At 69.3% G+C, this 23649-nt stretch carries 24 protein-coding genes and 1 tRNA gene; 6 read left to right on the top strand and 19 right to left on the bottom strand.

What is annotated here, in order from left to right; all coding sequences use genetic code 11:
• Window positions 1–5: 5 nt before the first annotated feature.
• From ACFO8M_RS00840 to hemW, 7 genes are all read right to left on the bottom strand, one after another.
• Window positions 6–359 carry a histidine triad nucleotide-binding protein gene (locus tag ACFO8M_RS00840; protein ID WP_387969200.1) on the bottom strand — a complete coding sequence of 118 codons (354 nt, stop codon included), beginning with the start codon at window positions 357–359 and terminating at the stop codon, window positions 6–8.
• Window positions 360–373: 14 nt separating this feature from the next.
• Entirely contained in the window at window positions 374–1099 is a 726-nt protein-coding gene (locus ACFO8M_RS00835) for a 16S rRNA (uracil(1498)-N(3))-methyltransferase (protein WP_387969197.1), read from the bottom strand.
• A 50-nt stretch (window positions 1100–1149) separates the two neighbouring features.
• Window positions 1150–1635, bottom strand: a complete 486-nt coding sequence (locus ACFO8M_RS00830; RefSeq protein ID WP_387969194.1) for a hypothetical protein — start codon at window positions 1633–1635, stop codon at window positions 1150–1152.
• Window positions 1636–1712: 77 nt separating this feature from the next.
• A complete protein-coding gene (gene dnaJ, locus ACFO8M_RS00825) occupies window positions 1713–2846 on the bottom strand; it encodes a molecular chaperone DnaJ (RefSeq protein ID WP_387969191.1) in 1134 nt (377 codons plus the stop codon).
• Between the two features lie 15 nt (window positions 2847–2861).
• On the bottom strand, window positions 2862–3878 hold the full coding sequence (gene hrcA, locus ACFO8M_RS00820; RefSeq protein ID WP_387969188.1) for a heat-inducible transcriptional repressor HrcA: 1017 nt from the start codon (window positions 3876–3878) through the stop codon (window positions 2862–2864).
• Window positions 3879–3997: 119 nt separating this feature from the next.
• On the bottom strand, window positions 3998–5119 hold the full coding sequence (locus ACFO8M_RS00815; protein WP_387969185.1) for a CapA family protein: 1122 nt from the start codon (window positions 5117–5119) through the stop codon (window positions 3998–4000).
• 162 nt (window positions 5120–5281) lie between these two features.
• Window positions 5282–6496, bottom strand: a complete 1215-nt coding sequence (gene hemW / locus ACFO8M_RS00810) for a radical SAM family heme chaperone HemW (RefSeq protein WP_387969182.1) — start codon at window positions 6494–6496, stop codon at window positions 5282–5284.
• A gap of 12 nt (window positions 6497–6508) precedes the next feature.
• Here hemW and ACFO8M_RS00805 point away from each other — a divergent pair, with 12 nt between their 5' ends.
• The 4 genes from ACFO8M_RS00805 to ACFO8M_RS00790 all read left to right on the top strand — a co-directional run bounded on the left by ACFO8M_RS00805 (window position 6509) and on the right by ACFO8M_RS00790 (window position 10862).
• Window positions 6509–7270, top strand: a complete 762-nt coding sequence (locus ACFO8M_RS00805) for an enoyl-CoA hydratase/isomerase family protein (protein WP_387969179.1) — start codon at window positions 6509–6511, stop codon at window positions 7268–7270.
• 32 nt (window positions 7271–7302) lie between these two features.
• A complete protein-coding gene (locus ACFO8M_RS00800) occupies window positions 7303–8154 on the top strand; it encodes a hypothetical protein (protein WP_387969177.1) in 852 nt (283 codons plus the stop codon).
• A 130-nt stretch (window positions 8155–8284) separates the two neighbouring features.
• Window positions 8285–9943 (top strand): alkaline phosphatase D family protein, encoded by a 1659-nt coding sequence (locus tag ACFO8M_RS00795; protein WP_387969174.1) that lies wholly within the window; start codon window positions 8285–8287, stop codon window positions 9941–9943.
• A gap of 244 nt (window positions 9944–10187) precedes the next feature.
• Window positions 10188–10862 (top strand): hypothetical protein, encoded by a 675-nt coding sequence (locus ACFO8M_RS00790; protein WP_387969172.1) that lies wholly within the window; start codon window positions 10188–10190, stop codon window positions 10860–10862.
• Between the two features lie 58 nt (window positions 10863–10920).
• On the opposite strand, the gene lepA is transcribed toward ACFO8M_RS00790, so the two are convergent.
• Window positions 10921–12753 (bottom strand): translation elongation factor 4, encoded by a 1833-nt coding sequence (gene lepA / locus ACFO8M_RS00785; RefSeq protein WP_387969169.1) that lies wholly within the window; start codon window positions 12751–12753, stop codon window positions 10921–10923.
• A 160-nt stretch (window positions 12754–12913) separates the two neighbouring features.
• The gene (locus ACFO8M_RS00780; RefSeq protein WP_387969166.1) at window positions 12914–13942 is read right to left on the bottom strand and encodes a hypothetical protein; all 1029 of its coding nucleotides are present in this window, start codon (window positions 13940–13942) and stop codon (window positions 12914–12916) included.
• 101 nt (window positions 13943–14043) lie between these two features.
• Here ACFO8M_RS00780 and ACFO8M_RS00775 point away from each other — a divergent pair, with 101 nt between their 5' ends.
• Window positions 14044–14628 (top strand): TetR/AcrR family transcriptional regulator, encoded by a 585-nt coding sequence (locus ACFO8M_RS00775; protein ID WP_387969163.1) that lies wholly within the window; start codon window positions 14044–14046, stop codon window positions 14626–14628.
• A 257-nt stretch (window positions 14629–14885) separates the two neighbouring features.
• Entirely contained in the window at window positions 14886–15158 is a 273-nt protein-coding gene (gene rpsT, locus ACFO8M_RS00770) for a 30S ribosomal protein S20 (RefSeq protein WP_387969160.1), read from the top strand.
• Window positions 15159–15424: 266 nt separating this feature from the next.
• Here rpsT and ACFO8M_RS00765 read toward each other — a convergent pair whose 3' ends face one another.
• The 10 genes from ACFO8M_RS00765 to nadD all read right to left on the bottom strand — a co-directional run bounded on the left by ACFO8M_RS00765 (window position 15425) and on the right by nadD (window position 23448).
• Window positions 15425–15577, bottom strand: coding sequence for a hypothetical protein (locus tag ACFO8M_RS00765; protein ID WP_387969157.1), 153 nt, complete (start codon window positions 15575–15577; stop codon window positions 15425–15427).
• Window positions 15578–15668: 91 nt separating this feature from the next.
• Entirely contained in the window at window positions 15669–16661 is a 993-nt protein-coding gene (holA, locus tag ACFO8M_RS00760) for a DNA polymerase III subunit delta (RefSeq protein WP_387969154.1), read from the bottom strand.
• Between the two features lie 187 nt (window positions 16662–16848).
• Complete coding sequence (locus ACFO8M_RS00755) at window positions 16849–19164, bottom strand: ComEC/Rec2 family competence protein (protein ID WP_387969151.1); 2316 nt, start codon at window positions 19162–19164, stop codon at window positions 16849–16851.
• Complete coding sequence (locus ACFO8M_RS00750; protein WP_387969148.1) at window positions 19161–19943, bottom strand: helix-hairpin-helix domain-containing protein; 783 nt, start codon at window positions 19941–19943, stop codon at window positions 19161–19163. The genes ACFO8M_RS00755 and ACFO8M_RS00750 overlap by 4 nt, the downstream gene beginning before the upstream one ends.
• Before the next feature lie 222 nt (window positions 19944–20165).
• Window positions 20166–20229: transfer RNA gene (locus ACFO8M_RS00745), tRNA-Lys, on the bottom strand.
• Window positions 20230–20235: 6 nt separating this feature from the next.
• A complete protein-coding gene (locus ACFO8M_RS00740) occupies window positions 20236–21084 on the bottom strand; it encodes a DegV family protein (RefSeq protein WP_387969145.1) in 849 nt (282 codons plus the stop codon).
• 13 nt (window positions 21085–21097) lie between these two features.
• Window positions 21098–21559: a hypothetical protein gene (locus ACFO8M_RS00735; RefSeq protein WP_387969142.1), complete on the bottom strand. Its 462-nt coding sequence runs from the start codon at window positions 21557–21559 to the stop codon at window positions 21098–21100.
• A gap of 99 nt (window positions 21560–21658) precedes the next feature.
• Window positions 21659–22315, bottom strand: coding sequence for a histidine phosphatase family protein (locus ACFO8M_RS00730; RefSeq protein ID WP_387969139.1), 657 nt, complete (start codon window positions 22313–22315; stop codon window positions 21659–21661).
• On the bottom strand, window positions 22312–22734 hold the full coding sequence (gene rsfS / locus ACFO8M_RS00725; protein WP_387969137.1) for a ribosome silencing factor: 423 nt from the start codon (window positions 22732–22734) through the stop codon (window positions 22312–22314). The genes ACFO8M_RS00730 and rsfS overlap by 4 nt, the downstream gene beginning before the upstream one ends.
• Before the next feature lie 120 nt (window positions 22735–22854).
• Window positions 22855–23448, bottom strand: coding sequence for a nicotinate-nucleotide adenylyltransferase (nadD, locus tag ACFO8M_RS00720; RefSeq protein ID WP_387971133.1), 594 nt, complete (start codon window positions 23446–23448; stop codon window positions 22855–22857).
• Window positions 23449–23649: the final 201 nt, after the last annotated feature.

The following is a 23649-nucleotide window of genomic DNA, read 5'->3' as shown; positions in this document are numbered from 1 at the left end:
TGATTTCAGGCCGAAAGCATCGGTCCGAGCCGTTTTCCGCCGAAGACGTGGAAGTGCACGTGGAAGACCTCCTGGCCGCCGTTCGCGCCCGTGTTGGCGAGGAGGCGCCAGCCGTCATGGGCGACGCCTTCGGCGGCGGCGACCTGGGCGGCCGCGTTCAGGACCTCGCCGGCGAGCGCCGGGTCGGCGTCGGCCAGCTCGGCGGTGTTCGCGTAGTGGTCCTTGGGGATCACCAGCACGTGCGTCGGGGCCTTGGGGTGGAGGTCGCGGAACGCGAACACCCGTTCGGTCTCGAGGACCTTCGTGGACGGGATGTCCCCGGCAACGATCTTGCAGAAGATGCAGTCGGCGTCGATCATGCTGGGAATCCTAGTCACCAACGGCCCAAGCGGGCTTGAAGCACCGCCAGCGCGGCGGGTCCGGCCGTCGAGGTGCGCAGGACGGTGTCGCCGAGGCGGATCGGTTCGCCGAATTCCTGGAGCGCGGCGAGTTCGTCGGGGCTGATGGAGCCTTCGGGGCCGATCACCAGGGCGATCTCGCCGGAGTCGGGCAGGTCGACCTGGGAGAGCGGCGCGTCGGCCTCCTCGTGGAGGACGAGGACGCGGGTGGCGCTGCGCAGGCGGGCGACGAGCTGCTTGGTGGTGTGGAGTTCGGCGACGTGCGCGAGGCGGGCGCGGCGGGCCTGTTTGGAGGCTTCGCGGGCGGTGGCGGTCCATTTGGCGCGGGCCTTGTCGCCGCGCGGGCCCTTCCACTGGACGATGGATCGCGAAGCGGCCCACGGGATCACTTCGTCGACACCGATCTCGGTGAGCATCTGCACTGCGCGTTCGCCGCGGTCGCCTTTGGGGAGGGCCTGGACGACGGTGAGCTTCGGGTCGGGGGCCGGGACGGTGCGCTGCTGGAGGATGTCGAGGCGCAGCGAGCCGCGTTCGGCGTGCGTCACGCGGGCGGAGGCGACGGTGCCGGAGCCGTCGGTGAGCAGCAGCGTCTCGCCGGGTTGGAGGCGCTGCACGTCGGCGGCGTGGTGCCCTTCAGGGCCGTCGAGGACGAAGCCGCCGACCGCCGGGACGGCGTCGACGAGGAAGACCGGATCGCTCACCTGGGTCCTGTTCCGTTGCGGGAGTCTGACCGGAACAGCCTAGTCGGCGGTCAGCCGATGAAGTCGACGGCGCGTTCCCAGCGGAGGCGGCCGGTGATCTTCCGGTAGAGGGTCGGGTTCGCGATGCGGCCGAAGGAGTGCGCGAAGCGGGCTTTCGGGAGGTGGTGGGGGACGAGGTCGACCCAGCCGTCCCGGTCGGCGGGCGGGTTCCAGCTGGCGGCCGGCGTGGCGACGCGCCATTCGGCTTCGCGGGGCTCCTGGGTGGTGCATTTCAGAACCCAGTAGCCCTTGCCGGAGTAGCCGATGACGAGGCAGGGGCGCTGCTTGGAGCGGCGCGGTTCGTCCTCGAAGGGCACGTCGGCCTTCCAGCGCTCGCCGATCTGCGGCCCGCCGGGCGGCGGGGTCGCGTCGAGGCGGGGGCGGCTCGGGGCGAGGCCCGTGGCCGAGCGGCGGCGCAGGTAGACGACGAGGGCGACGAGGCCCGCGACGAGCAGGATGAGGAGGAGCCAGAGGGTTGCGGGGTCGACGCTGATCACGGCCCCGGAGTGTAGCGGAGCCCCGCTCCCCTATCCCCTACGCGTGTCCGTACTGGGCTACTCGTGCAACTTCCCCGCTACGCGTGTCCGTTGAACGCGTCCCGCATGCGGCTAAAAAAACCGCTGCCGCCCTTGACCTCTTTGATCTCCTCGTCGCGGAGGCTGGCGAGCTTCTTCAGGAGTTCTTCCTGCTCGGCGTCGATCTTGGTGGGGGTGCGGACGTCGAGTTCGACGAAGAGGTCGCCTCGGGCGCCGGCGCCGCGGAGCCTAGGGACGCCGTGTCCTCGGACCTTCTTGACCGTGCCGGGCTGCGTGCCGGAGGCGACTTCGACTTCGACCTGGTCGTCAAGGGTGTGGATGTTGAGCTTGGTGCCAAGGGCGGCTTGGGTCATGGGGACGCGGACGCGGCAGCGCAGGTCGGAGCCCTCGCGGGTGAAGACCTCGTGGGGCTTCTCGTGGACTTCGACGTAGAGGTCGCCGGCCGGGCCGCCGCCGGGGCCGACTTCGCCTTCGCCGGAGAGGCGGATGCGCATGCCGTCCTCGACGCCCGCGGGGACCTTGACGGTGATGCGCCGGCGCGAGCGCACGCGGCCTTCGCCGCCGCATTTGCGGCACGGGTCGGTGATGATGGTGCCGTAGCCGGAGCAGGCCGAGCAGGGGCGCGCGGTGCGGACCTGGCCCAGAATCGTACGTTGTACGACTTGGACTTCGCCGGAGCCGCCACAGGTGGTGCAGGTCTGGGGTTCGGCGTCGCCTTCGGTACAGGAACCGTCGCAGGAGTCGCACAGGACCGCGGTGTCGACGGTCAGCGTCGACTCGGTGCCGAACGCGACCTCTTCGAGGTCGAGGTCGAGGCGCAGCAGCGCGTCGTTTCCGGGGCGGGTGCGCGAGCGCGGGCCGCGGCGGCCGAAGCCGCCCATGGAGCCGCCGAAGAAGGCGTCCATGATGTCTTCGAAGCCCATGAAGGGGGCGCCGCTGCCGCCCGCGGAGGTGCGGGAGAACGGGTCGCCGCCGGCGTCGACGATCGCGCGCTTCTGCGGGTCCATGAGGACCTCGAAGGCGGCGTTGATCTCCTGGAGGCGCTCTTGCGCGTCGGGTTCGTCGCTGACGTCGGGGTGGTACTTGCGCGCCAGCTTCCGGTACGCCTTCTTGAGTTCGTCGTCGGTGGCGTTCCGGTCGACGCCGAGAATGCCGTAGTAGTCCTTAGCCACGTGCGCTCTGTCCTGTCAGCGGTTCTGTTCCAAAATTTCGGACACGTACCGGGCGACGGCGCGGACGGCCGCGATCGTGCCCGGGTAGTCCATGCGGGTGGGGCCGAGGACGCCCATGTGGCCGACCACCGATCCCGGTCCGTATCCGGCGGTGACCACGGTGGTCTCGCGGAAGTCGTCGAGGTTGTTCTCGTCGCCGATGCGCACCGTCAGGAGCGCGTTGGAGTCGGCGCGGCCCAGCAGCTGCATGAGCACGACCTCCTCCTCGAGGGCTTCGAGGATGGGCCGCAGGGACCCGGCGAAGAAGTTCCCGGGGCGGGTGAGGTTCGCCGCCCCGGCGACGGCGACGCGTTCCTCGGTGCGCGCGACGACGGTCTCCAGGAGCACGCGGGTGAGTGCCGCGGCGGTGGTTTGGAGTTCGGGGCGGACCAGGTCGGCGAGGCTCGCGATGACGCGCGGGGCGTCGGCCAGCGGCTTGCCCTGGAGCTGCTCGTTGACGAGGCGGCGCAGGTCGAGGACGTCGTCCTCGCTGAGTTCGGCGGGCATCTCGACGTAGCGCTGCTCGACGCGGCCGGTGTCGGTGATCATGACGATCATGAGCCGGGTCGGGGTGAGCGAGACGAGTTCGAGGTGGCGCACGGAGGAGCGGTTGAGGCTCGGGTACTGGACGACCGCCACCTGGTGGGTGAGCTGGGCGAGCAGGCGCACGGTGCGGGTGACGACGTCGTCGAGGTCGATGGCCTCGGAGAGGAAGCGGTGCACGGCGCGGCGTTCGGCGGCCGAGAGCGGCTTGATCTTGCCGAGGCGGTCGACGAAGAGGCGGTAGCCCTTCGGCGTGGGGATGCGCCCGGCGGAGGTGTGCGGCTGCTGGATGTAACCGGCGTCTTCGAGGTAGGCCATGTCATTGCGGACGGTGGCGGCGGAGACGCCGAGGGCGTGGCGCTGGGCGACGGCCTTGGAGCCCACGGGTTCCTGGGTCGCCACGTAGTCCTCGACGATGGCGCGCAGCACTTCGAGTTTGCGATCGTCCATCGCCGCCACGTCCCCTCAGTCTCGAAACCGCTCGGTGAAGCCGTCGACCGAACACGGGTTCAGTCGGCCGGACTCAAGTTTGGCACTCCCGGTCCGGGAGTGCCAGTCTACGTGTGCCGTCAGGCAGCCGGGAGGACGAGCGCGCCATCGTCTCCGACCGTGGCCGCGGCGTCCCCGAAGTCCTCGGCGAGTTCGTTGAGGTCCTCGAAGGCGCCGTTGTCCTCGTCGAGCTGGGGGTAGCCGTCGCCGTCCATGCGGGTGGCGGTCATCTTCCCGGCGACGACGGTGCCGTCCTCGCGGATGGTGACGGAGAGCACCGCGGAACGACCGAGCGGGCCGTCGGTGGAGAACAGGTTCTGGCCGCCCCCGAAGTTCCCGAGCGAGTAGCAGATGAGCTTGCCGTTGTAGACCTCCATGCCGCGCAACACGTGGGGGCCGTGGCCGACGACGAGGTCCGCGCCGTTGTCGATGCAAGTGTGGGCGAAGCCGCGCGTGTCGCCGCGGTCCTCGCCGAGGTAGTTCTCGACCCCTTCGGGCACGTGCCGGTGGTCGGTGCCTTCAGCGCCGAGGTGGGCGGTGGCGATGACGATGTCGGCCTGCTCCTTCGCGGAGGCGACGAGCGCGGCGACCGCGTCGAGGTCGCGGTTGTCGGTGTAGAACGTGTACGGCGCGAAGCCGACGAGACCGACGGTGAGGCCGCTCTCGGTCTCGACCAGGCACACCTCGTCCTTGATGCCGCAGACCTCCATGCCTGCTTCGCGGATGGCCTCCTGGGTATCGGCGGCGCCGTCGGGTCCGGCGTCCCAGCCGTGGTTGTTGGCCTGGTTGAGGACGTGGAAGCCGGCGTCGGCGAAGACCTGCGCGTATTCGCCGGGGAGGCGGAAGTAAGTGCACTCGCCGCCGCCGCACTTGTCGAAATCGTGGGTCGCGAGGGCGCCTTCGAGGTTGGCGATGACCACGTCGCCGGTGAGGGCGGACTTGACGCCCTCGAAGAAGCTCGCGCCGTCGTCGGAGGCCATCTGGTCCGGATACGAGCCGGGCATCGTGTCGCCCACGTGCGTGATGGTGATCTCGCGCGGCTCGGGCGAGGGGGACTCGGAGGCGGGCTCCTCGGCGGCCTGGCCGCCTTCGTCCTCGGCCGGGGGCGGCTCTTCCTCACTGCAGGCGGCGACGGCCGCGAGTCCCGCGGCGGAGGCAACGAGCAGGCCTCGACGGCCGAGAGTAGGCGTGATGGTGCGCATGGGTGGTGGGCTCCGGGTGGATCGGTATGGGGGTCCGTGTGGGGGCGCCACCTGGGATGGTGCCGCGGCCTCTGGGAAGGCGCGCGAGTCGGCCCGCTGGGATGCACGGTTCGCGAATGAGGTTCGCAGGTACGAATCTAACGGTGACCGGCCAGAACGCCGTCAGGAGGTGAGGTCTCTCACGACCGCGTCCGCGAGGAGGCGACCCCGCAGCGTGAGCTTGAGGCGGCCGTCCTCGATGACGGCGAGTCCGTCGGCGGCCGCCTGTTCCGCAGCAGCCTGGCCGTTCGCACGCAGCAACGATAGCGGCAGCCCGCTCGCGAGACGAGTCCGCAGCAGGATGCGCTCGAGGTAGCGGTCGTCATCCGTGAGGACCTCGTGCCCGGCCGCGGGCAGGCCCTCCGCGAGCGCGGCGCCGTAGGTCGAGGGGTGCTTGTGGTTCCACCAGCGCACGTCCGGCAGGTGCGAATGCGCGCCAGGCCCGGCGCCCCACCAGTGACCGCCCTCCCAGTACAGGAGGTTGTGACGGCATTGCGCCGCTTCACTTCTGGCCCAGTTGGAGACCTCGTACCACGCGAATCCGGCCGCCGAGAGCACGGCTTCGGCGGCGAGGTAGCGGTCGGCCGCCACATCGTCGGAGGGCTGCGGCACCTGACCGGAGCGGATCCGGCGGGCCAGCGCGGTCCCGTCCTCGACGATGAGCGCGTACGCCGAGACGTGGTCGACACCGGCGTCGACGGCGGCGTTGAGACTCGCCTCGAAGTCGGCGGCGGTCTCGCCCGGCGTGCCGTAGATGAGGTCGAGGCTCACGTGCGCGAACCCGGCCTTGTGGGCGTACTCGACGGCGTTGAGCGCCTTCTGCGGCGAGTGCTCGCGGTCGAGGATCTTGAGCACGTGGGAGGCCGTGGACTGCATGCCGACGGAGAGGCGGGTGAAGCCGCCGTCGTGGAGCTCGGCGAGGTAGTCGGCGTCGACGGACTCGGGGTTGGCCTCGGTCGTGGCCTCGTAGCCGTCGGCGAGGCCGAACGCGTCGTCGATCTCGCCGAGGATCGAGGAGAGGTCGGCCGCGGACAGGAGGGTGGGGGTGCCGCCGCCGAAGAACACGGTGTCGACCTTGGGGCGCTTGCTGAACCGAGCGGCAGCGTCGCGGATCTCGGCGCGCGCGATCGAGGCGTACGTGTCCCGCGAGACCCCGGCCCCGAGCTCAGAGGCCGTGTAGGTGTTGAAGTCGCAGTAGCCGCAGCGGGAGACGCAGAAGGGCACGTGCACGTAGAACCCGAACCCGGCCTCGCCGACCGCGGGGTCGGCGGCGGCCGCGTCGACTGACGCGGCGGGTGAATTCGGGTCGGCTACTGGCGAGACGGTGGACACGCCCACTACGGTACTGGCGTGGAACGCAATGACGCACCGATCGCCTACCGAGCCCAAGAGGCAGTGGCGACCATTACCCTCAACGACCCCGAGCGGCGCAACGCCCTCTCGACCCGGCTCATCGCCGAACTCCGTGCAGCCCTCGCGAAAGCGGTCGCCGACCCCGAGACCCGGGTGATCGTGATCGACCACGCCGGGCCGGTGTTCTCGGCCGGCGCCGACCTCAAGGAGTCCGCGGCCGCGAGCGGCCTCGCCGACCTCCCGGCCGCGCATCTCGCCGAGGCGCTGGCGGACATCGCCGAGGCGCCCAAGCCCGTGGTGGTCGTGGCGCGCGGGGCCGCGCGCGGCGGCGGCCTGGGGTTGATCGCGGCGGCTGACGTGGCGATCTGCTCGGATGAGGCCGAGATGGCGTTCAGCGAGGTGCGCTTGGGCGTGGTCCCTGCGGTGATCGGGCCGGTCGTGGCCCGCAGGATCGGCCCGGCCCGGATGCGGCAGCTGTTCCTCACCGGTTTCAAGTTCACGGGCGAGGACGCCGAGGAGTGGGGTCTGGTGGACTTCGCGCCGTATGAGCTGGACGACGCGGTCGAGGAGACCGTCGCCGAGCTGATCGAGGGCGGCCCGTCGGCGCAGACCGGGATCAAGGTGCTCACGGCCACACCGGATCTGCGCGGCGAGTTGCGCAGGGCGGCTGCCGTGACGGCTGAGTACTTTTTCTCCGAAGAGGGCCGGGAAGGCATCCGTTCGTTCATTGAGAAGCGTCCCCCTTCTTGGGTAGGCTGATCTGCCGCCGACCGACCTGATCGGAGTCACAGTTGCGCGCACTCCCGGCTTTGACCTCGCTGTTGCTTCTCGCGAGCCTCGCGGCTTGCACCGATGACGCTCGGGAAGCGCTGCGTCCCAGCAAGACCGGCTGCTATGTGGGCGGTGCCGGGGAGGTGCACCTGAGTGCCGAGCAGGCCTCGAACGCGGCCACGATCGCGGCGGTGGGGATCCGCGACGGCCTGGACGAGCGCGCCGTCGCGGTGGCGATCACCACGGCGATGCAGGAGTCCGAGCTGGTGAACGTCGACTACGGGCATGACGACTCGCTGGGGCTGTTCCAGCAGCGCCCGAGCATGGGCTGGGGCTCGGAGGAGGAGCTCATGGACCCGGTGTACTCCTCGTTCAAGTTCTACGAGAAGTTGCAGCGCACCGACGGCTGGGAGGACATGCGGCTCGCGGAGGCGGCCCAGGCCGTCCAGGTGAGCGCCTACCCGGAGCTGTACGAGCAGTGGGAGACCGACGCCGAGGTGATCGCGGACGCGTTCGCCGGCGGTGAGGAGACCGGGCTGGCGTGCATCTCGGGGAACGCCGCCGAGGTCGCGACCGAGGCGGCGGCCCTCGCGGAGGCGTACGAGTACCAGTGGGGCACTGAGGTCGCCGATGTGGACGATTCGCGGGTCGTGATCGAGGCCGGCGGCGCGGCCGAGGGCTGGAACGGGGCGGCGTGGGCGGTCGCGCGGGCGTTCGACCATCGGATCGCGTCGGTGTCGTACAACGGGATGGTATGGACCCCAGGGGAAGAGGCCTGGTCCGAGCCGGGGGCTGACGCCGAGGGCGAGGCGCAGATCGTGGAGGTCGCGGATTCCACGGCCGTGATTATTACGTTCTCCGTGCCCGAATAGTCCTGTTCGGACATACTTTGTTCGGCACCGGTTCACCGGAGCGACCCTTAACGGTTCCGGGCAATCCACGCTCGCTTGTTGGGCTGTACGGGTCACAAACCCGCGCAACTCCCCCCGAAGCGAGGTCCATATGCGCCTGTCGCGCCGAATCCTGCTCGCCTCCTCCGCCGCCGGTGCCGCCATTGCGGTCCCGGCTTCCGGTTGGGCACAATCGAACACGACCCCCATCGACAAGGACCCCTTCACACTCGGCGTCGCCTCGGGCGACCCGGAGCCCGACGGCGTGGTCCTGTGGACGCGCCTGGCGGTGGACCCGCTCGCCGAAGACGGCATGGGCGGCATGCCGAACGCCGCGTTCGACGTGAAGTGGGAGGTCGCCACCGACGAGCGCTTCCGCAACCGCGTCGCCCGCGGCGAGGTCCAGACCGCCGCCGAGATCGGCTACAGCGTCCACATCGAGGTCGACGGCCTGCGCGCCGGCCGCGAGTACTACTACCGGTTCAAGACCGGCACGTGGACCTCCCCGGTGGGCCGCACCGTGACCGCCCCGAACCCGCGGTCCACGCCCGAAGAGCTGCGGATGGCCTTCGCGTCCTGCTCGCAGTTCGAGCACGGGTACTTCACCGCGTACCGTCACATGGCCGAGTCGAACCCCGACCTGATCCTGCATCTGGGCGACTACCAGTACGAGTACAAGGCGAAGGTCTACAACTCCCCCGACGGGAACGTGCGCGACCACGAAGGGCCGGAGACGGTCTCGCTCGCGACGTACCGCCAGCGCCACGCCCAGTACAAGTCCGACCCGGACCTGCAGCTCGCGCACGCGGTCGCGCCGTGGCTCGTGGTCTGGGACGACCACGAGACCGAGAACAACTGGGCCGACGAGATCCCCGAGTCCGGTTCGGACACCCCGGACCCCGCCGACTTCCTGGTCCGGCGGGCCGCGGCGTTCCAGGCGTACTGGGAGAACATGCCGCTGCGCCGCTCCTCGGTGCCCGAGGGCATCGACATGCAGCTGTACCGGCGCGTCCAGTGGGGGCGACTGGCGAACTTCCACATGATGGACACGCGACAGTACCGCGACGACCAGGCCTGCGGCGACGGGACGCAGAGCAACTGCGCCGACGCGTGGGACGAGTCGCGCACCATCACCGGTGAGGCGCAGGAGGAGTGGTTGATCGAAGGCTTCCACTCGTCGCAGGCGCGGTGGGACATCCTGGGCCAGCAGGTGTTCTTCACGCAGCGCGACAACAGCGCCGACGACACGATCCTGCGCACGAGCATGGACGGGTGGGACGGCTACGCGGCCTCGCGGCAGCGCCTCATCGACGGCTGGGTCGAGGCCGGGGTGCGCAACCCGGTGGTGCTCACCGGTGACGTGCACACGCACTGGGCGGGCGAGATCAAGACCGGGTTCCCGGGCATCGACGGCGAGTCGGTGGGCGTGGAGCTGGTGGCGACCTCGATCACCTCGGGCGGCAACGGCGTGGACTCGGTGCCGGAGGACAACGCGGCGCTGAAGATCAACCCGCACATCAAGTTCCGCAACGCGCAGCGCGGTTACGTGGAGACCGTGATCACGCCGGACCAGATGGACGTGAACTTCCAGGTGGTGCCGCAGGTGACCGTGCAGGACGCGCCGGTGTACACGCGCCGGTCCTACACGATCGCCGACCGGGAGCGGGCGCTCCACCAGACGTACGACCGGCCGGTCGACACCTCGACGATGACGACGAACACGAGCCCGTTCGCCGGCTCGGACGAGAACGCCGACGACTACCTGAACTAGCCTGTCCCGCAAGGCAGCGGCGGCACCGGTGTCCCGGTGCCGCCGCTGTCTCCCACCAGAACCACGCGGGCGCGAAACCGTGTATTCGCGAAACCATTCGGCCGCTTGACAATGGTGTTCGATATTGGCACGGATTGCCATATCCGCCACTGAATTGCGTGAAAACTCCGGTACCCGGAACGGGTCGGGAAAGGCTACAGTGAGCAGTGAAAGCTCACCCTTCTCTTTGCCCGGAGCAGTGAATATGACGTATCCGCCGCAACCGCCCGAATCGAATCCGTACGGCGCCGCCCCAGGTGGCGGCCCTGCCGGACCGCCGCCGCAGTACGGCGGGGCGCCCCAGGGACAAGGCGACTTCGCCTCCGAATGGGGCATCAAGGAAAACCCCGGCCGCCCCAAGAAGGTCAACCAGTTCACACAATTGCTGTGGGTCTATGCCGCGGCGACGGTCCTGGTCTTCTTGTTCTCGCTCATCGCGTCGGCCACCGCGCCGTGGTGGTACGGCACGGGGTTCATCGTCGGCGGCGCCGTCTTCGGTCTCATCTTCGGCGCCATGGCGGTCGTGATCGTCTGGTTCGTCACGAAGGACAAGCTCGGCACGTTCGGTGCGGCGGACCCGCGTGTGCCGCTGTACATCGGGCTCGGCATCCTCGGCTTCTTCTCGTTCGGCGGCTTCATCGGCGGTTGGGGCCTGGGCTGGTTCGCCGCGCTGGGGTCGCTGCTGGCCCTGGCGAAGCTCGGCGCGGTCGGCGCGGGGTTCTACCTGCTGTTCCAGCCCGAGGTCGAGCAGTACCTGAAATCGCGGCCGGGCAACCAGCCGAAGCCGCCGCACCAGCCGCCGCCGCACGGCTACCCGCATCAGCCCCCGCCGCCGTCGCAGACGCACACGCACCCGAACGGCTACCCGCCGGAGATGTAAAGCAGCACAACGAGCCAAGGGGCGGAGCCATCATGGCTCCGCCCCTTGCTCTTGCTGCTTAGTCCTCGTCGGTCCGCAGCGCGGCGATGAACGCCTCCTGCGGGACCTCGACGCGGCCGATGTTCTTCATCCGCTTCTTGCCTTCCTTCTGCTTCTCGAGCAGCTTGCGCTTGCGGGAGATGTCGCCGCCGTAGCACTTGGCGAGCACGTCCTTCCGCAGCGCGCGGATGGTCTCGCGGGCGATGATCCGGGAGCCGATCGCGGCCTGGATCGGGACCTCGAACTGCTGGCGCGGGATGAGCTTCTTGAGGCGCTCGGAGAGCCGCACCCCGTACGCGTAGGCCTGGTCCTTGTGGACGATCGCGGCGAAGGCGTCCACGCGCTCGCCCTGGAGCAGGATGTCGACCTTCACCAGCTCGGACTCCTGCTCGCCCTCGATGTCGTAGTCGAGCGAGGCGTAGCCCTTGGTGCGGGACTTGAGCTGGTCGAAGAAGTCGAAGACGATCTCGGCCAGCGGCAGCGTGTACCGGATCTCGACCCGGTCGGTCGAGAGGTAGTCCATGCCGGTCTGGACGCCGCGCTTGGTCTGGCACAGCTCCATGACCGTCCCGATGTACTCCTTCGGAGCCAGGATGGTGGCCTTGGCGATCGGCTCGGTGATCGAGTGGATCTTGCCCTCGGGGAACTCGGAGGGGTTGGTGACCTCGACCTCTTCGCCGTCCTCCCTGACGACCTGGTAGACCACGTTCGGTGCGGTCGAGATCAGGTCGAGGTTGAACTCGCGTTCGAGGCGCTCCTGGATGATCTCCAGGTGCAGCAGGCCGAGGAAGCCGACGCGGAAGCCGAAGCCGAGCGCTGCTGAGGTCTCGGGCTCGTACTGGAGCGCGGCGTCGTTGAGCTGGAGCTTGTCGAGGGCTTCGCGGAGGTTGCCGTAGTCGGAGCCGTCGATCGGGTACAGGCCGGAGTAGACCATGGGCTTGGCCTCGGTGTAGCCGGCCAGCGCTTCGGTGGCCGGGCGCTTGTCGAGCGTGACGGTGTCGCCGACTTTGGATTGGCGCACGTCCTTCACGCCGGTGATGAGGTAGCCGACCTCGCCGACGCCGAGGGCCTTGGCGACCACCGGTTCGGGGCTGATGACGCCGATCTCCAGGAGCTCGTGGTCGGCCCGGGTCGACATCATGCGGATCTTGTCGCGGGCGCTGAGCTTGCCGTCGATGACGCGGATGTAGGTGATCACGCCGCGGTAGACGTCGTAGACGGAGTCGAAGATCATCGCGCGGGGAGGCGCGTCGGCGTCGCCGGTGGGGGCCGGGATCTGCTTCACGACCTCGTCCAGCAGCTCGGCCACGCCGGCGCCGGTCTTGCCGGAGACGCGGAAGACGTCCTCGGGCTCGCAGCCGATGAGGTGGGCGAGCTCTTCGGCGTAGCGGTCGGGGTCGGCCGAGGGGAGGTCGATCTTGTTGAGCACCGGGATGATCGTGAGGTCGTTGCTCATCGCGAGGTAGAGGTTCGCGAGGGTCTGCGCCTCGATGCCCTGGGCGGCGTCCACGAGGAGGATCGCGCCTTCGCAGGCGGCGAGCGAGCGGGAGACCTCGTAGGTGAAGTCGACGTGGCCGGGCGTGTCGATCATGTTGAGCACGAAGCCCTGGCCCTCGGCGTCGCCCGAGCGCGCCGTCCACGGCATGCGGACGGCCTGGGACTTGACGGTGATGCCGCGTTCCCGCTCGATGTCCATCCGGTCGAGGTACTGCGCGCGCATCTGGCGGGCGTCGACGACCTCGGTGATCTGCAGCATGCGGTCGGCCAGCGTGGACTTGCCGTGGTCGATGTGCGCGATGATGCAGAAGTTCCGGATCGACTCCGGAGCGGTCGAGCCTGGCGCGTTGGTCACGATGACCTTCCTTGATCGGATGAGGTGGCTTGCCAATTCTGCCTTACCCGCCCGAGAACCCCCGGCCACCCAGCGAGAAAAGGCTCCCGCTCACCTGCCTGCGGCAGCGAACTGCCCCGACCCGCGCGATCGCGGGCCGGGGCCGTCGGGCTCCGATCGTTCAGGCGGCGGCCGGGATCTCCTGCGGCTCGTCCGCGTTCACGCCCTTGACCTTGGCGCGGACGGCGCCGATCGTGAACAGGACCACACCGACGACGACCCATCCGGCGAGCGCCCACACCGCCGTCTCGGCGCCGTGGCCGTCGAAGTAGGCCGTCGAGCGCAGCAGCGTTCCACCCGCGCCCGGTGACAGGAACTGGCCGTATGCGCCCCACGGCGCGGGCAGCAGTTCCGGTGCGCCCGTCATGCCTGAAAGCGGGTTGCCCACGAGCATCACGATGACCGCGCCCAGCACGAACCCGGGTCGGCCCAGGAGTTTCGCCAGGCCGAGGATCCCCCACGCGGTCGCCGCCATCGTGAGCGCCAGCGCCCCGGCGATGGCCACGTAGTCGCCGTCGATCGCCTCGAGCACGTACATCAGGATCGCGGCGACGCCCGCGCCCACGGCCAGCGGCGCGAGGATCGCGGTCGCGGCCTGGCGGCCCGAGCCGCGCACGTTGAACGCGATGAGCGCGGCGATCACGATGCCGCCCATCGCCATCGGGAAGGCCGAGGCGGCCAGCCCGGCGCCGTTCGGGTCATCGGCGGGCAGCGGCACCAGGTCGTGGACGGCGACTTGGATGCTGCCGGGCTGCCCGGCGGCCTGGCCCATCTGCGCCGCGACCTGGTCGGCGATGCCGGTCACGAGCCGAGTCACCGTGGGCGAGGCGGCCGAGGCGGTGTAGAGATCCACCGATTCGGGGGTGATCGCGAGGGCCGCGTAGACCTCGCGTTCCTTGATGAGGGTCTCGGCCTCGGCCGGGTCGGCGACGGAGGTGACGTCGAAGCCGTCGGGCTCGGCCTCGTCCAGCTGCGACTGGACCTGGTCGGCGGCCTCGTCGGGGCCGATGACGGCGATCGGGATCTCGTTGGGGCCCATGCCGGCCGAGGGCCAGGCGAAGGCGAGGGTGAGCACGCCGACGATGAGCGCGAGGCCGGCACTGAGCGCGATCACCCGTCCGATCGGCGTGTGTTTGGGGGTGGCTTCCATGATGGTTTCCAATCATCCGCAAGATACGGTCCGTATCTTGATAGCCTCAAGCTAACATAAGAAACGGACAGTATCTAGAGGGGGTCGAAGTGGAGCGCAAAATGACGTCCAGGCGTCGCGGCGAGGCGCTTGAGCAGGCGATTCTCGATGCCGTCTGGGATGAGTTCCGCGAAGTCGGCTTCACGAAACTCACCATGGAGGGCGTCGCGAAACGGGCCGGCACGAGCAAGCCCGTGCTGTATCGGCGCTGGTCGAGCCCGGTGGAGTTGATGATCGCCTGCGCGGCGAGCCGGGTGCCCAGGGCGGATTCGGTGCCGGACAGCGGCACCCTGCGCGGCGACACCATCGCGTTGCTCACACTCGCCCACGAGCGCATGCGGATAGTCGGGCAGACCGCCTTGCTCGCCATGCTCGCCGAAGTCAGCAGGGACCCCGAGGCCCGTCACGTCCTCATCGCGGGCCTCGTCAACGAGATCGCCAGAACCCTCGGCGAGACGGTCTACGCGCGTGCGATCAAGCGCGGCGAACTCGCCGAGGAGCACCTCACCGAACCGCTGCGTCGGCTACCGGTCGACTTGTTGCGCAACGAGTTCATCCTCTTCGGCAACGTCACGAGGGAACGCATCGAGGAGATGATGGACCAGGTGGTCCTGCCCGCGCTCCGGGCCCGCGGCGCCTCGGTCTGAGCCTCGCGACCGCGCCGGCCGAGCCGTGGATTCCGCCCTCGCGGAGGCCGCCCGCACCGCCGTCGAGTATCGCGGGTAACAGCGGGGCACCGGGATTCGAGCGGTGCCTTCGACCTGGTGTAATCTGGTTGGCGGTCATGCTCCCAGGGCGTGTGCGATGCTCGGCTCCTGGTAACGTTGACAGGCGCTCGGAGTGCCCACTGCCTCCGACGCGATCAATTAAGGAACCAAGCAATCACGAAACTGAGGCTTCACGCGTGGCGAACATTAAGTCCAAGGAAAAGCGCATTCTGACGAACGAGAAGCGACGGATGCGCAACAAGGCTGTGAAGTCGTCGCTGAAGACGTCCGTCCGGAAGTTCCGTGAGGCGTCTGCCACTGGCGACGTCACCGCCGCTGAGACCCACCTGCGCGCCGCCAGCCGCGAGCTGGACAAGGCTGCCACCAAGGGTGTCATCCACAAGAACCAGGCCGCCCAGCGCAAGTCCAAGCTTGCCGCGGCCTACAACAAGCTGTCCGCTGCCGCCTAAACGCGAGCACGCGAAGAGCGAAAAAGCTTCAGAAGGCCCAGGGGTGCGAACCCCTGGGCCTTCGGCGTTCCCGAACGCTGTCACACCCCTCGGGCACCATTGAAAACCGGGGGCCCAACCCACCCGGTCCCGAACACGGTCGGCGTGCCCGCCGAAACCCGTCACCGCGAAAGCCCGTCACCGCGAACTGTCGCACCCCTGCGGCATCCTCGAACCGGGGGCGGCTGCGCACCGACACACCCGACCTCGGGGGCCGGACGCACCGCTCAGCCGTGACGATCGAAGGTCCCGGCGATGAAGTCGTTGAGCTTCACCATGCCCGCCACCGCCAGCGGCAGCACGAGCACCACCCACCACGACACGAACTCGGTCAGCGCCATCAGCACCGCCAGCGCGATCGAACCCTCGAACAGCACCACGCACCACACGTTCGACAGATACAGGTGCTTCAGATGCAGGACCCGCGCGTACCAAGGCCTGCGGGGCCTGGAAACTCGTCCGTGACGGTACTCAGACACGGCTGCCCTTCCCTGCGGCGCTCAGACGGGTGATCTCGAGGATCGCGTGCTCGAGGGCCCAACCCCGGTCGTCGGCGCCGCCCTTGACCTCGCCGTTGAGACGCGCGCACACCCGCATCGCCTCCGCGAGGGCGTCCGCGGTCCAGTTGCGGGACTGCTTGCGGGCCTTCTCGATCTGCCACGGCGCCATGCCGAGCTGCCCGGCGAGCTGCGCCGCGCCGCCGCGCTCGGCGGCCACGCGGGAGAGGTTGCGCACGGCCATCGCCAGCGCGTCGGCGATCGGCACCGCATCGACACCGACCTGCATCGCCCACCGCAGCGCACCGAGCGCCTCGGCGGCGTCCCCGGCGATCGTCGCGTCGGCGACGGCGAAACCCGAGACCTCGGCCCGGCCGGAGTAGTACTGGGCCACGCTCTCCTGCGTGATCTTGCCGTCGGTGTCGGCGACGAGCTGCGCGCACGCGGAGGCGAGCTCGCGCAGGTCGGAGCCGACGGCCTGAATGATGGTGTCCGCGATCTCGGCCGAAGCCGACCGCGGGGAGGCCCCGGCGTCGCGCAGTTCGCCGCGCACGAAGGCGACCCGGTCGGGCTGGCGCTTGATCTTGGAGACGCGCACGACCTCGACGTCGAGCTTCTTCAAGCCCTCCGAGAGGCCCTTGCCCTTGTTGCCGCCGTTGTGACACACGGCGAGGAAGATGCCGGGGGCGGGCTGCTTCGCGTACGCGAGGACGGCGCCGGCGAGGTCCTTGTCGACGTCCTGGCCGGACTCGATGACGCCGACGACCGCGCCGCCGAACAGCGTCGGACTGGTCAGCTCGGCGAAGGCGCCCGCGGTGAGGTCGCCACCGCTGATGCGGTTGACGGCGGGCGCGGGCTCTCCTTCGGAGAGGTCGGCGCGCACCGCCTTCACGAAGTCGGCGGCGGCCCGCTCGGCGAGGAATTCGTCGTCGCCCAGGATCAGGCGGATGGGTTCGAGTGCAGCCACGGCACCATTCTCCCATGCCGCCGACGAAGCCCCGGGTTTCGACCGGGCCATCGTCTACCGCACAACCCCCATGCCCTGCCCGAACATGTCGGCCCCCACTGCAACGTCCGCAGCCCAATCACCCGAAAGGCGACCCGAACCCCGACGGAAGCACTGACGAACCCACGCACCCGCCTCCACCACAGCCTCACTTCGCCGTCGTCACCTCGAACTCGCTCGCGCTGCGCACCACCGTGATCCGACCCGACTCATCAGTGCGGAACACCAGGGCCCCGTCCTCCTCCAACAACCCCAAAGGGCCCGGATCCGGATGGCCGTACTCGTTGCCCTGCCCCACTCCGACCAAAGCGACCGCAGGATCGGCCGCCTCCAGGAACTCCCGCACTTGGAACGACGAACCGTGATGCGGCACCTTCAACACGTCCACCCCGAGCGCCGCCCCGCTCCCGAGCAGCGCGCGCTGACCTTCCAGCTCAACGTCACCTGTCAGCAGCACACTCGTCCCGCCCACGTCCGCCCGCACGGCGACCGAGTTGTTGTTCGGGTCCGACCGCGTTCCGCTCAGCAGCTCAACGGGAGGCCCCAGCACCTCCAACCGCGTCGCCCCGAACTCGTACACCTCCCCCGGCACCGCCTCCAGCACCGACACCGCGCCGGCCCGCTCCTCCACGAGCTCGTACCCGTACCGGGCCTCCCCCGGCGGCGGCGCCAAGATCGCGTCCACCTCCCGGCCCTCCATCGCCCCGGCGATCCCGGCCGTGTGATCGATGTGGAAGTGCGACAACACCAGCAGCGCGATCCGCTCCACCCCCAACTCGTCCAGGCACGCGTCCACCGCCGCCGGATCCGGCCCGACATCGACCACCACCGCCGCGTCCCCAGCGGGCAGGACAATCGCATCTCCCTGGCCCACATCGCACATCGTGACCACCCATCCCGAGGGCGGGCCACCGGTCATCAAGCACGCCGGCACCGTCCCCAGTCCCGCCGCCGCGAGCACCGCCAGCACCACGACGCGCGATCGGCGTATCTGCAGCAGAGCGACCAGTGCCGCCAGCGCCGCGGCGGCGCCAAGGCCCCACCACACACCGCCGGGAACCGGCACCAGCGCCCCAGGAATCTCGGACCCGTTGCGCGCCAACCAGATCAACCAGCGAGCCGGAATGGCCGCCAACTGCGCCGCGAGCTCCCCGGCCGGGATCCAGACGGCGGCCACCGCAGCCGCACCGACCGCCAGCACCACCACCGGCGCGGCCACCAAGGCCGCCAGCACGTTCACCGGGACCGACACCAGGCTCACCCCGCTGCCGAGGCCGACCAGCAGCGGCGTGACCGCCACCTGCGTCGCGAGCGGGATGGTGAGCGCGAGCGCGACCGGCTGCGGCCATCCCCGGTGTTCCAACGGTCGCGCCCAACGGAACGCCAGGAACAGCAACCCGACGCACGCCGCCACCGACAGAGCGAACCCCGCCTGCGCAGCCATGTCGGGGTCGGCCAGGACCACCACGAGGACGGCTGTCGCCAAGCCGGGCATCGCCGCCCGGGGACGCCCGGCGGCCAACGCCAGCAACGTCATCCCCGCCATGACCGCGGCCCTGAGGACGCTCGGCTGCGGTCCGGCCACCACCACGATCGCCGCGATCGCGACCGCCCCAGCCGCCACCCGGCCTCGTGGACCGGCCCTGCACGCCACCGCCACCCCCAGGACGGCCCCGACCACGAGGCTCAGGTGGTATCCGGAGACCACCACGAGGTGGACCAGGCCGGTCGTCCTGAAGTCGGCGGCCAGTTCCGGGTCCATCATCGAGGTGTCGCCGACCGCGAGCGCGGGGATCAGGCCCGCCTCCGGCTGCGGCACCGCCTCGACGGCGGTCGCCAGCCGTTCGCGCACATGCGCGGCGATCCGGTGCGGGAACGACAGCGTCCCAACGGGTTCAGGCGGTCCGCGAGCGCTGACGACCGCGGCCGTGAGTCGGCCCGCGTCGGCCTCCCGGAGCACGGCGGGAACGGTCAGGCGCTGCCCGGCGTTCACCTCGCTCCACTCTTCGCCGCTGGCGACCAGGAGCACCTGCCAATGCCCTTCGAGGGCAGCGCCATCGGTGTCGAAGGAGTGCAGTCGCGCGGTGGCGGTGACGAGTTCCGGTCGGCGGGTCGTCGGTTTCGGCGCGGTGTGCAGGACGAGTTCGGCTTCCCCGTGCGCTTCAGCGGCGGTCAGCGCCGCGAGCCCGGCATGGTCCCTGACCGCGACGTGCACCGTTGTGACGCCCGCACTGAGGAGCCCGCCGAACGCGACCGTTGTCACGGCCGCGGCGAATCCACGGCTCCGCTTGAGCCCCAAGCCCACCAAGACCAGGCAACCGACCGCGGTCAGAAGACCGCTGACCACAGTGCCGTACAGGCCCGCCAGCGCCGCCGCCCACACCCCCGCGGCGACGAGCGGCAGCCGCCAATCCCGCCGGACCACCTCGGACGGTGCCGGCCGCAGGGCGAATTCATAGCTCACAGCGTCACCTGTTCGCGGAGCTGCTCCAGCAGGGCCGAGCCGATGCCGGAGACCTCGGACAGTTCGTCGAGCGATTGGAAGCTGCCGTTGGCCTCGCGGTACTCGATGATCCGCTCGGCGAGAACCGGGCCGATGCCCTTGAGCGCGTCCAGTTCCGCAGCGCCGGCCACGTTGATGTTCACGAGGCCGCCTGTACCGGCCCCGTCCGAGTCGCCGCCAGGCGCCGGGGCCGCCGCTCCCGAAGCCGCGGCGTCGGGCACCGCCACCAAGTCGCCGTCGGCCACGACGCGGGCGAGGTTGAGGAATCCGGGATCGGCGCCGTCGGTCAGACCGCCCGCGGCCTCGATGGCGTCGGCGACCCGTGATCCGGCCTCCAGCTCCACGATCCCCGGTTCCTTCACCGCACCGGCGACCGAGACGACGATCGTCTTCGGTTCGGCCTCAGTCGCTTCGACCGGTGTTGCGGGCGCGGTGGCGGCGGGTTCACTGTCGGGCCAGGACAAGAGGGTCACCGACAGACCGACGGCGGCGACCACAAGCGCGACGATCACCAGCACCCACCGGTTGAGATGCGAGAGGCCGAAGCGGTGCTGAAGGCGTTCCAGGCGCTCGTCGAAGCGCCGCGCAGGCGGTGACTTCAGGACTGGTTCCGGTGCGGCCTCACCGGAATCGGCGTCGACGGTCTCCTTGCAGACGCCGGGTTCATCGGAGGACTCGTCGAGTCGCAGCCGGAGCCTCGCGGCCATGGCTGCGGAATCGGGTGGCAGTTCGCGTTCCATACCGGGCTCAACGAGCAAAGGACACGGCCGTGACTGCGATCTTTTCGGCCTGTGGACAACCGAGTCAACCCTGTGGATAACCGCAAGAAGAGTGGACGAGGCCCATCCGAGAAGCCATAATGCGCAACCGAATACGCGCCGACGGACTGTCGTACCCCCGCGCCATCCTTGAACCGGGGGACCTTCGGCACCGACACACCCGACCCAGGGGGCCGGACCCCCATACGAGAGCCAACTCGAACCCCGAACCCGCTGATGAAGAGTCAGCTGCTCTGCCAGTTGAGCTCGACGCTCACGCCAAGCGGCGCGTGATCACTCCCACCAAGCCCGGACCGCAGTGGGCCCCCACTGCCGCTCCGACCTCGGTCACGTCCATGCGCCGCAGCCGGCCCTCGAACCGCTCCTCGAGCCAGCCCGCCAAAGCCTCGGCCCGTCGTTCCGCTCCCAAGTGGTGCACCGTCATCTCGACCTCAGCATCACCGGCGTCGGCCACCGCCAAAGCCGCCAAGCGCTGCAGGCCGCGCGTCGGCGTGCGCACCTTCTCCACCACGTCGATGCGCCCGTCCTCGACCCCCAGGATCGGCTTCACCGACAGCGCGGTCCCCACGATCGCCCGCGCCGCGCTGATCCGCCCGCCGCGCCGCAGGTACTCCAAGGTGTCCAAGTAGAAATAGGTCGAGGTCCGCCCGATCGTCGCCTGCGCGGCCGCGGCGACCACCAGCAGTTCCGAGCCCTTCTCGGCCGCCTCCACGGCCGCGAGCGCCGGATACCCGACGCCCATGCCGGCGCCGAGCGAGTCGACCACCGCGACCCTGCCGCCGAACCCCGCAGCCGCGGCTTCGGCCGCGGCCACCGTCCCCGAGAGCCTCCCGGACAGATGCACCGAGACGATCCCGCTCGCGCCCTCGTCCAGCAGTCGCGTGTACGTGGCCCGCAGCTCCTCCGGCGGCAATCCCGAGGTCGTGACCTCGTGCCCGTCACGGATCGCTCGCAGGATCGCCTCGCCGCCGATGTCCTCGCCCTCGCGGTGCTCGACACCGTCGATCAGCACCGGGATTCCGAGCACGCTCAAGCGGCCGTGCGCAGCGCGCACCGGCTCGGGCAGGGCCGAGGTGGAATCGGTTACAACGACGACGGTCACGCCGCCACAGTACCTAATCCAAGGTTTGGGCATCCTCCACCACGAACGGCGTCCCCTGCTGGCAGGTCGACATCATGCCGTCATCGACGTTGCCCTGCAGCGTGACCGTCGCGCCCGCGTACACGACCGACGCGTCGAAGTCCCCGAAGATCCCGTACACCGTCCCCTCGTGCTCGAGCACCAGGCAGCCGGATTCCACGCCCTCCTCGACCGTTCCGCTGATGGTCATCGAACCGGGCTTGGTCGTGTCGCCGAGCGACGGGTCCAGGTACGGGGTGGACTCTTCGGGCACGGGGCTCTCCTCGGTCGATTCGGGTGCGCTGGTCGGCTCGGCCGAGATCGATGGCGTCGACGTCTCGTCGTCGGAACCGCCGCCGCCCGCACCGCAAGCGGTGAGCGCGGCGAGCATGAACGCTCCGATGAGCGGGCCGGTCAGGCCGGCGAATCGTCTGATGCGGGAAGTCTGCGTGGTCATGCCGGTTTGACGCCTCCGAGCCCGGCGCGGTTGCACCTCAATCGAAGCCTACGACTCCCAGGCGAGGCGGGTCCAGCGTTCCGGGCTCAGAAGCGGGGGCTAACGGCCGGCCTGCTGGCCTTTCGCGAGGGGGCTCTGCCCGATCGTGTGCGGGGCGGGAACACCGAGGTTGTACCCGTACATGCGCCACTTGCCCGAGCGCATCCGCCGCAGCTCGGCCCAGTGCGCGTTGTCCATGCCGGAAAGGCTGCTGGACGCCGCCTCGTTGAAACCGAGGATGCCGCCGACGATCTGCCGCGCCGAACCGCCGTGGCAGACCACGATCGCGGTCCCCTCGACCTCGGATTCGACGATGTCGCGCACGGCCTCGCCCGTCCGGCGGTGCAGTTCGCCCCACGTCTCGATATCGGGGTGCTGCAGGGGCTCCTGAGCGCGCCAACGCCGGTGGTCCTCCGGGAACCGGTCGGCGATCTCATGGTGCGTCAGGCCCTCCCAGGGGCCGTACGCACGCTCACGCAGGCGCTTGTCCAGCTCGATCTCGACGCCGGCCAGCTCGGCGACCGGCCGAGCCGTGTCCACCGCCCGCCGCAGGTCCGAAGAGATGATCCGAGTCGGCTCGTATGCGGCCAACTCGGGGGCAGCCTCGGCCGCCTGGTCCCGCCCGGTCGCGTCGAGGTCGATGTCACTGGAGCCTTGAATGCGGCCTGCGATGTTCCACTCGGTCTGCCCGTGGCGGACGACTAGCAGCCGGTTCACTCCTCGTCCTCGCCATCGCCCTCGGCGACTTCGGCGCGGCGCTCCCGCTCCACGTCAGCCTGGTCGACGAACTCGATCTCGGGGCAGTCCTTCCAGAGGCCGTCGAGACCGAAGTAGTCGCGGGCCTCCTTGTGGAAGACGTGAACCACGATGTCGTTGTAGTCCAACAGCACCCACTGCTCGCCGCCCTTGCCCTCACGGCGGAGCGGACGGGCGTCGTGTTCCTTGATGAGGCGCTCTTCGACCGCGTCGACGACCGCGTGGACCTGCCGCTCGTTCGAGGCCGAAACGATCACGAAGACATCGGTGAGTGCGATCTTCGAAGTGACGTCCCGAAGGTTGAAAGCAAAGGCCTTCTTGTCAGCCGCCGCCTGGGCTGCAGAAAAAGCCAGGGTCTTGGCGGTTTCACTTGCGGTCACGAACGCTCCTGACGATGAGATTCCCACCGGCACTCCACCGGTCCAGCTCTAGTCTTACACGCTGGGTACGACGACGCCTTCCCTGATTCGTGCCCGTCGCTGTGCGAAGAGTCCCAAAGGTCAACCGCGGTAAAGACCATGCTCGCGAATGTACGACCCGACCGAATCGGTGACGAGGTACCGGATCGGCTGTCCGTTGCGTACGCGCTGCCGGCATTCGGTCGATGAGACGTCGACCGCGGGCATGTCGATGAACTCGACCTCGACGCCGAACGAGGTGTCGACCTCGCTGCGCGAGTGCCCAGGACGGTTCAACGCGATGAACCTCACCGCCTTGCACAGCTCCTCGACCCGATGCCAGGTGTGAAGGTTCGCCAACGAGTCGGCGCCGATGATGAAGTACAGGTCCACTTCCCCGTCGTACTCCGCCCGAACGTCGGCGACCGTGTCCACCGCGTACGTGGGCCCCTCTCGATCGATGTCGCAGGTACTCACGCGAAACAGCGGGTCAGATGCAACCGCGAGTCGCGTCATCCCAAGCCGCACAGCGGCTTCGGTGACATTGAGATGCTGCTTCTGCCACGGATCCCCGGTGGGCACGAAGACCACCTCGTCCAGCATGCATCGAAACGCCGCCTCGCTGGCGGCCACGAGGTGCCCCAGATGCGGAGGATCGAAGGTCCCCCCGAAGACGCCGATACGACGGACTGGCAGGTCAAGCACAGCCGAATCCTATCGCGCTCCTCCATATCCAGGGCATGCAAAAAGGCTCCACCATTCGGTGAAGCCCTAAAGCATAGAAACAGAAAAGGCCCGACGCATAAGCGCCGAGCCTTTTCTCAAGTTAAATGTTTGGCGGTGTCCTGCTCTCCCACACCCTCTCGAGTGCAGTACCATCGGCGCTGGAAGCCGTAA

Source organism: Glycomyces rhizosphaerae, from assembly GCF_042647865.1.
GTDB classification, from domain to species: domain Bacteria; phylum Actinomycetota; class Actinomycetes; order Mycobacteriales; family Micromonosporaceae; genus Glycomyces; species Glycomyces rhizosphaerae.
The sequence above is the reverse complement of the archived record's forward strand: the minus strand, read 5'-3'. Positions and strand labels throughout refer to the sequence as shown.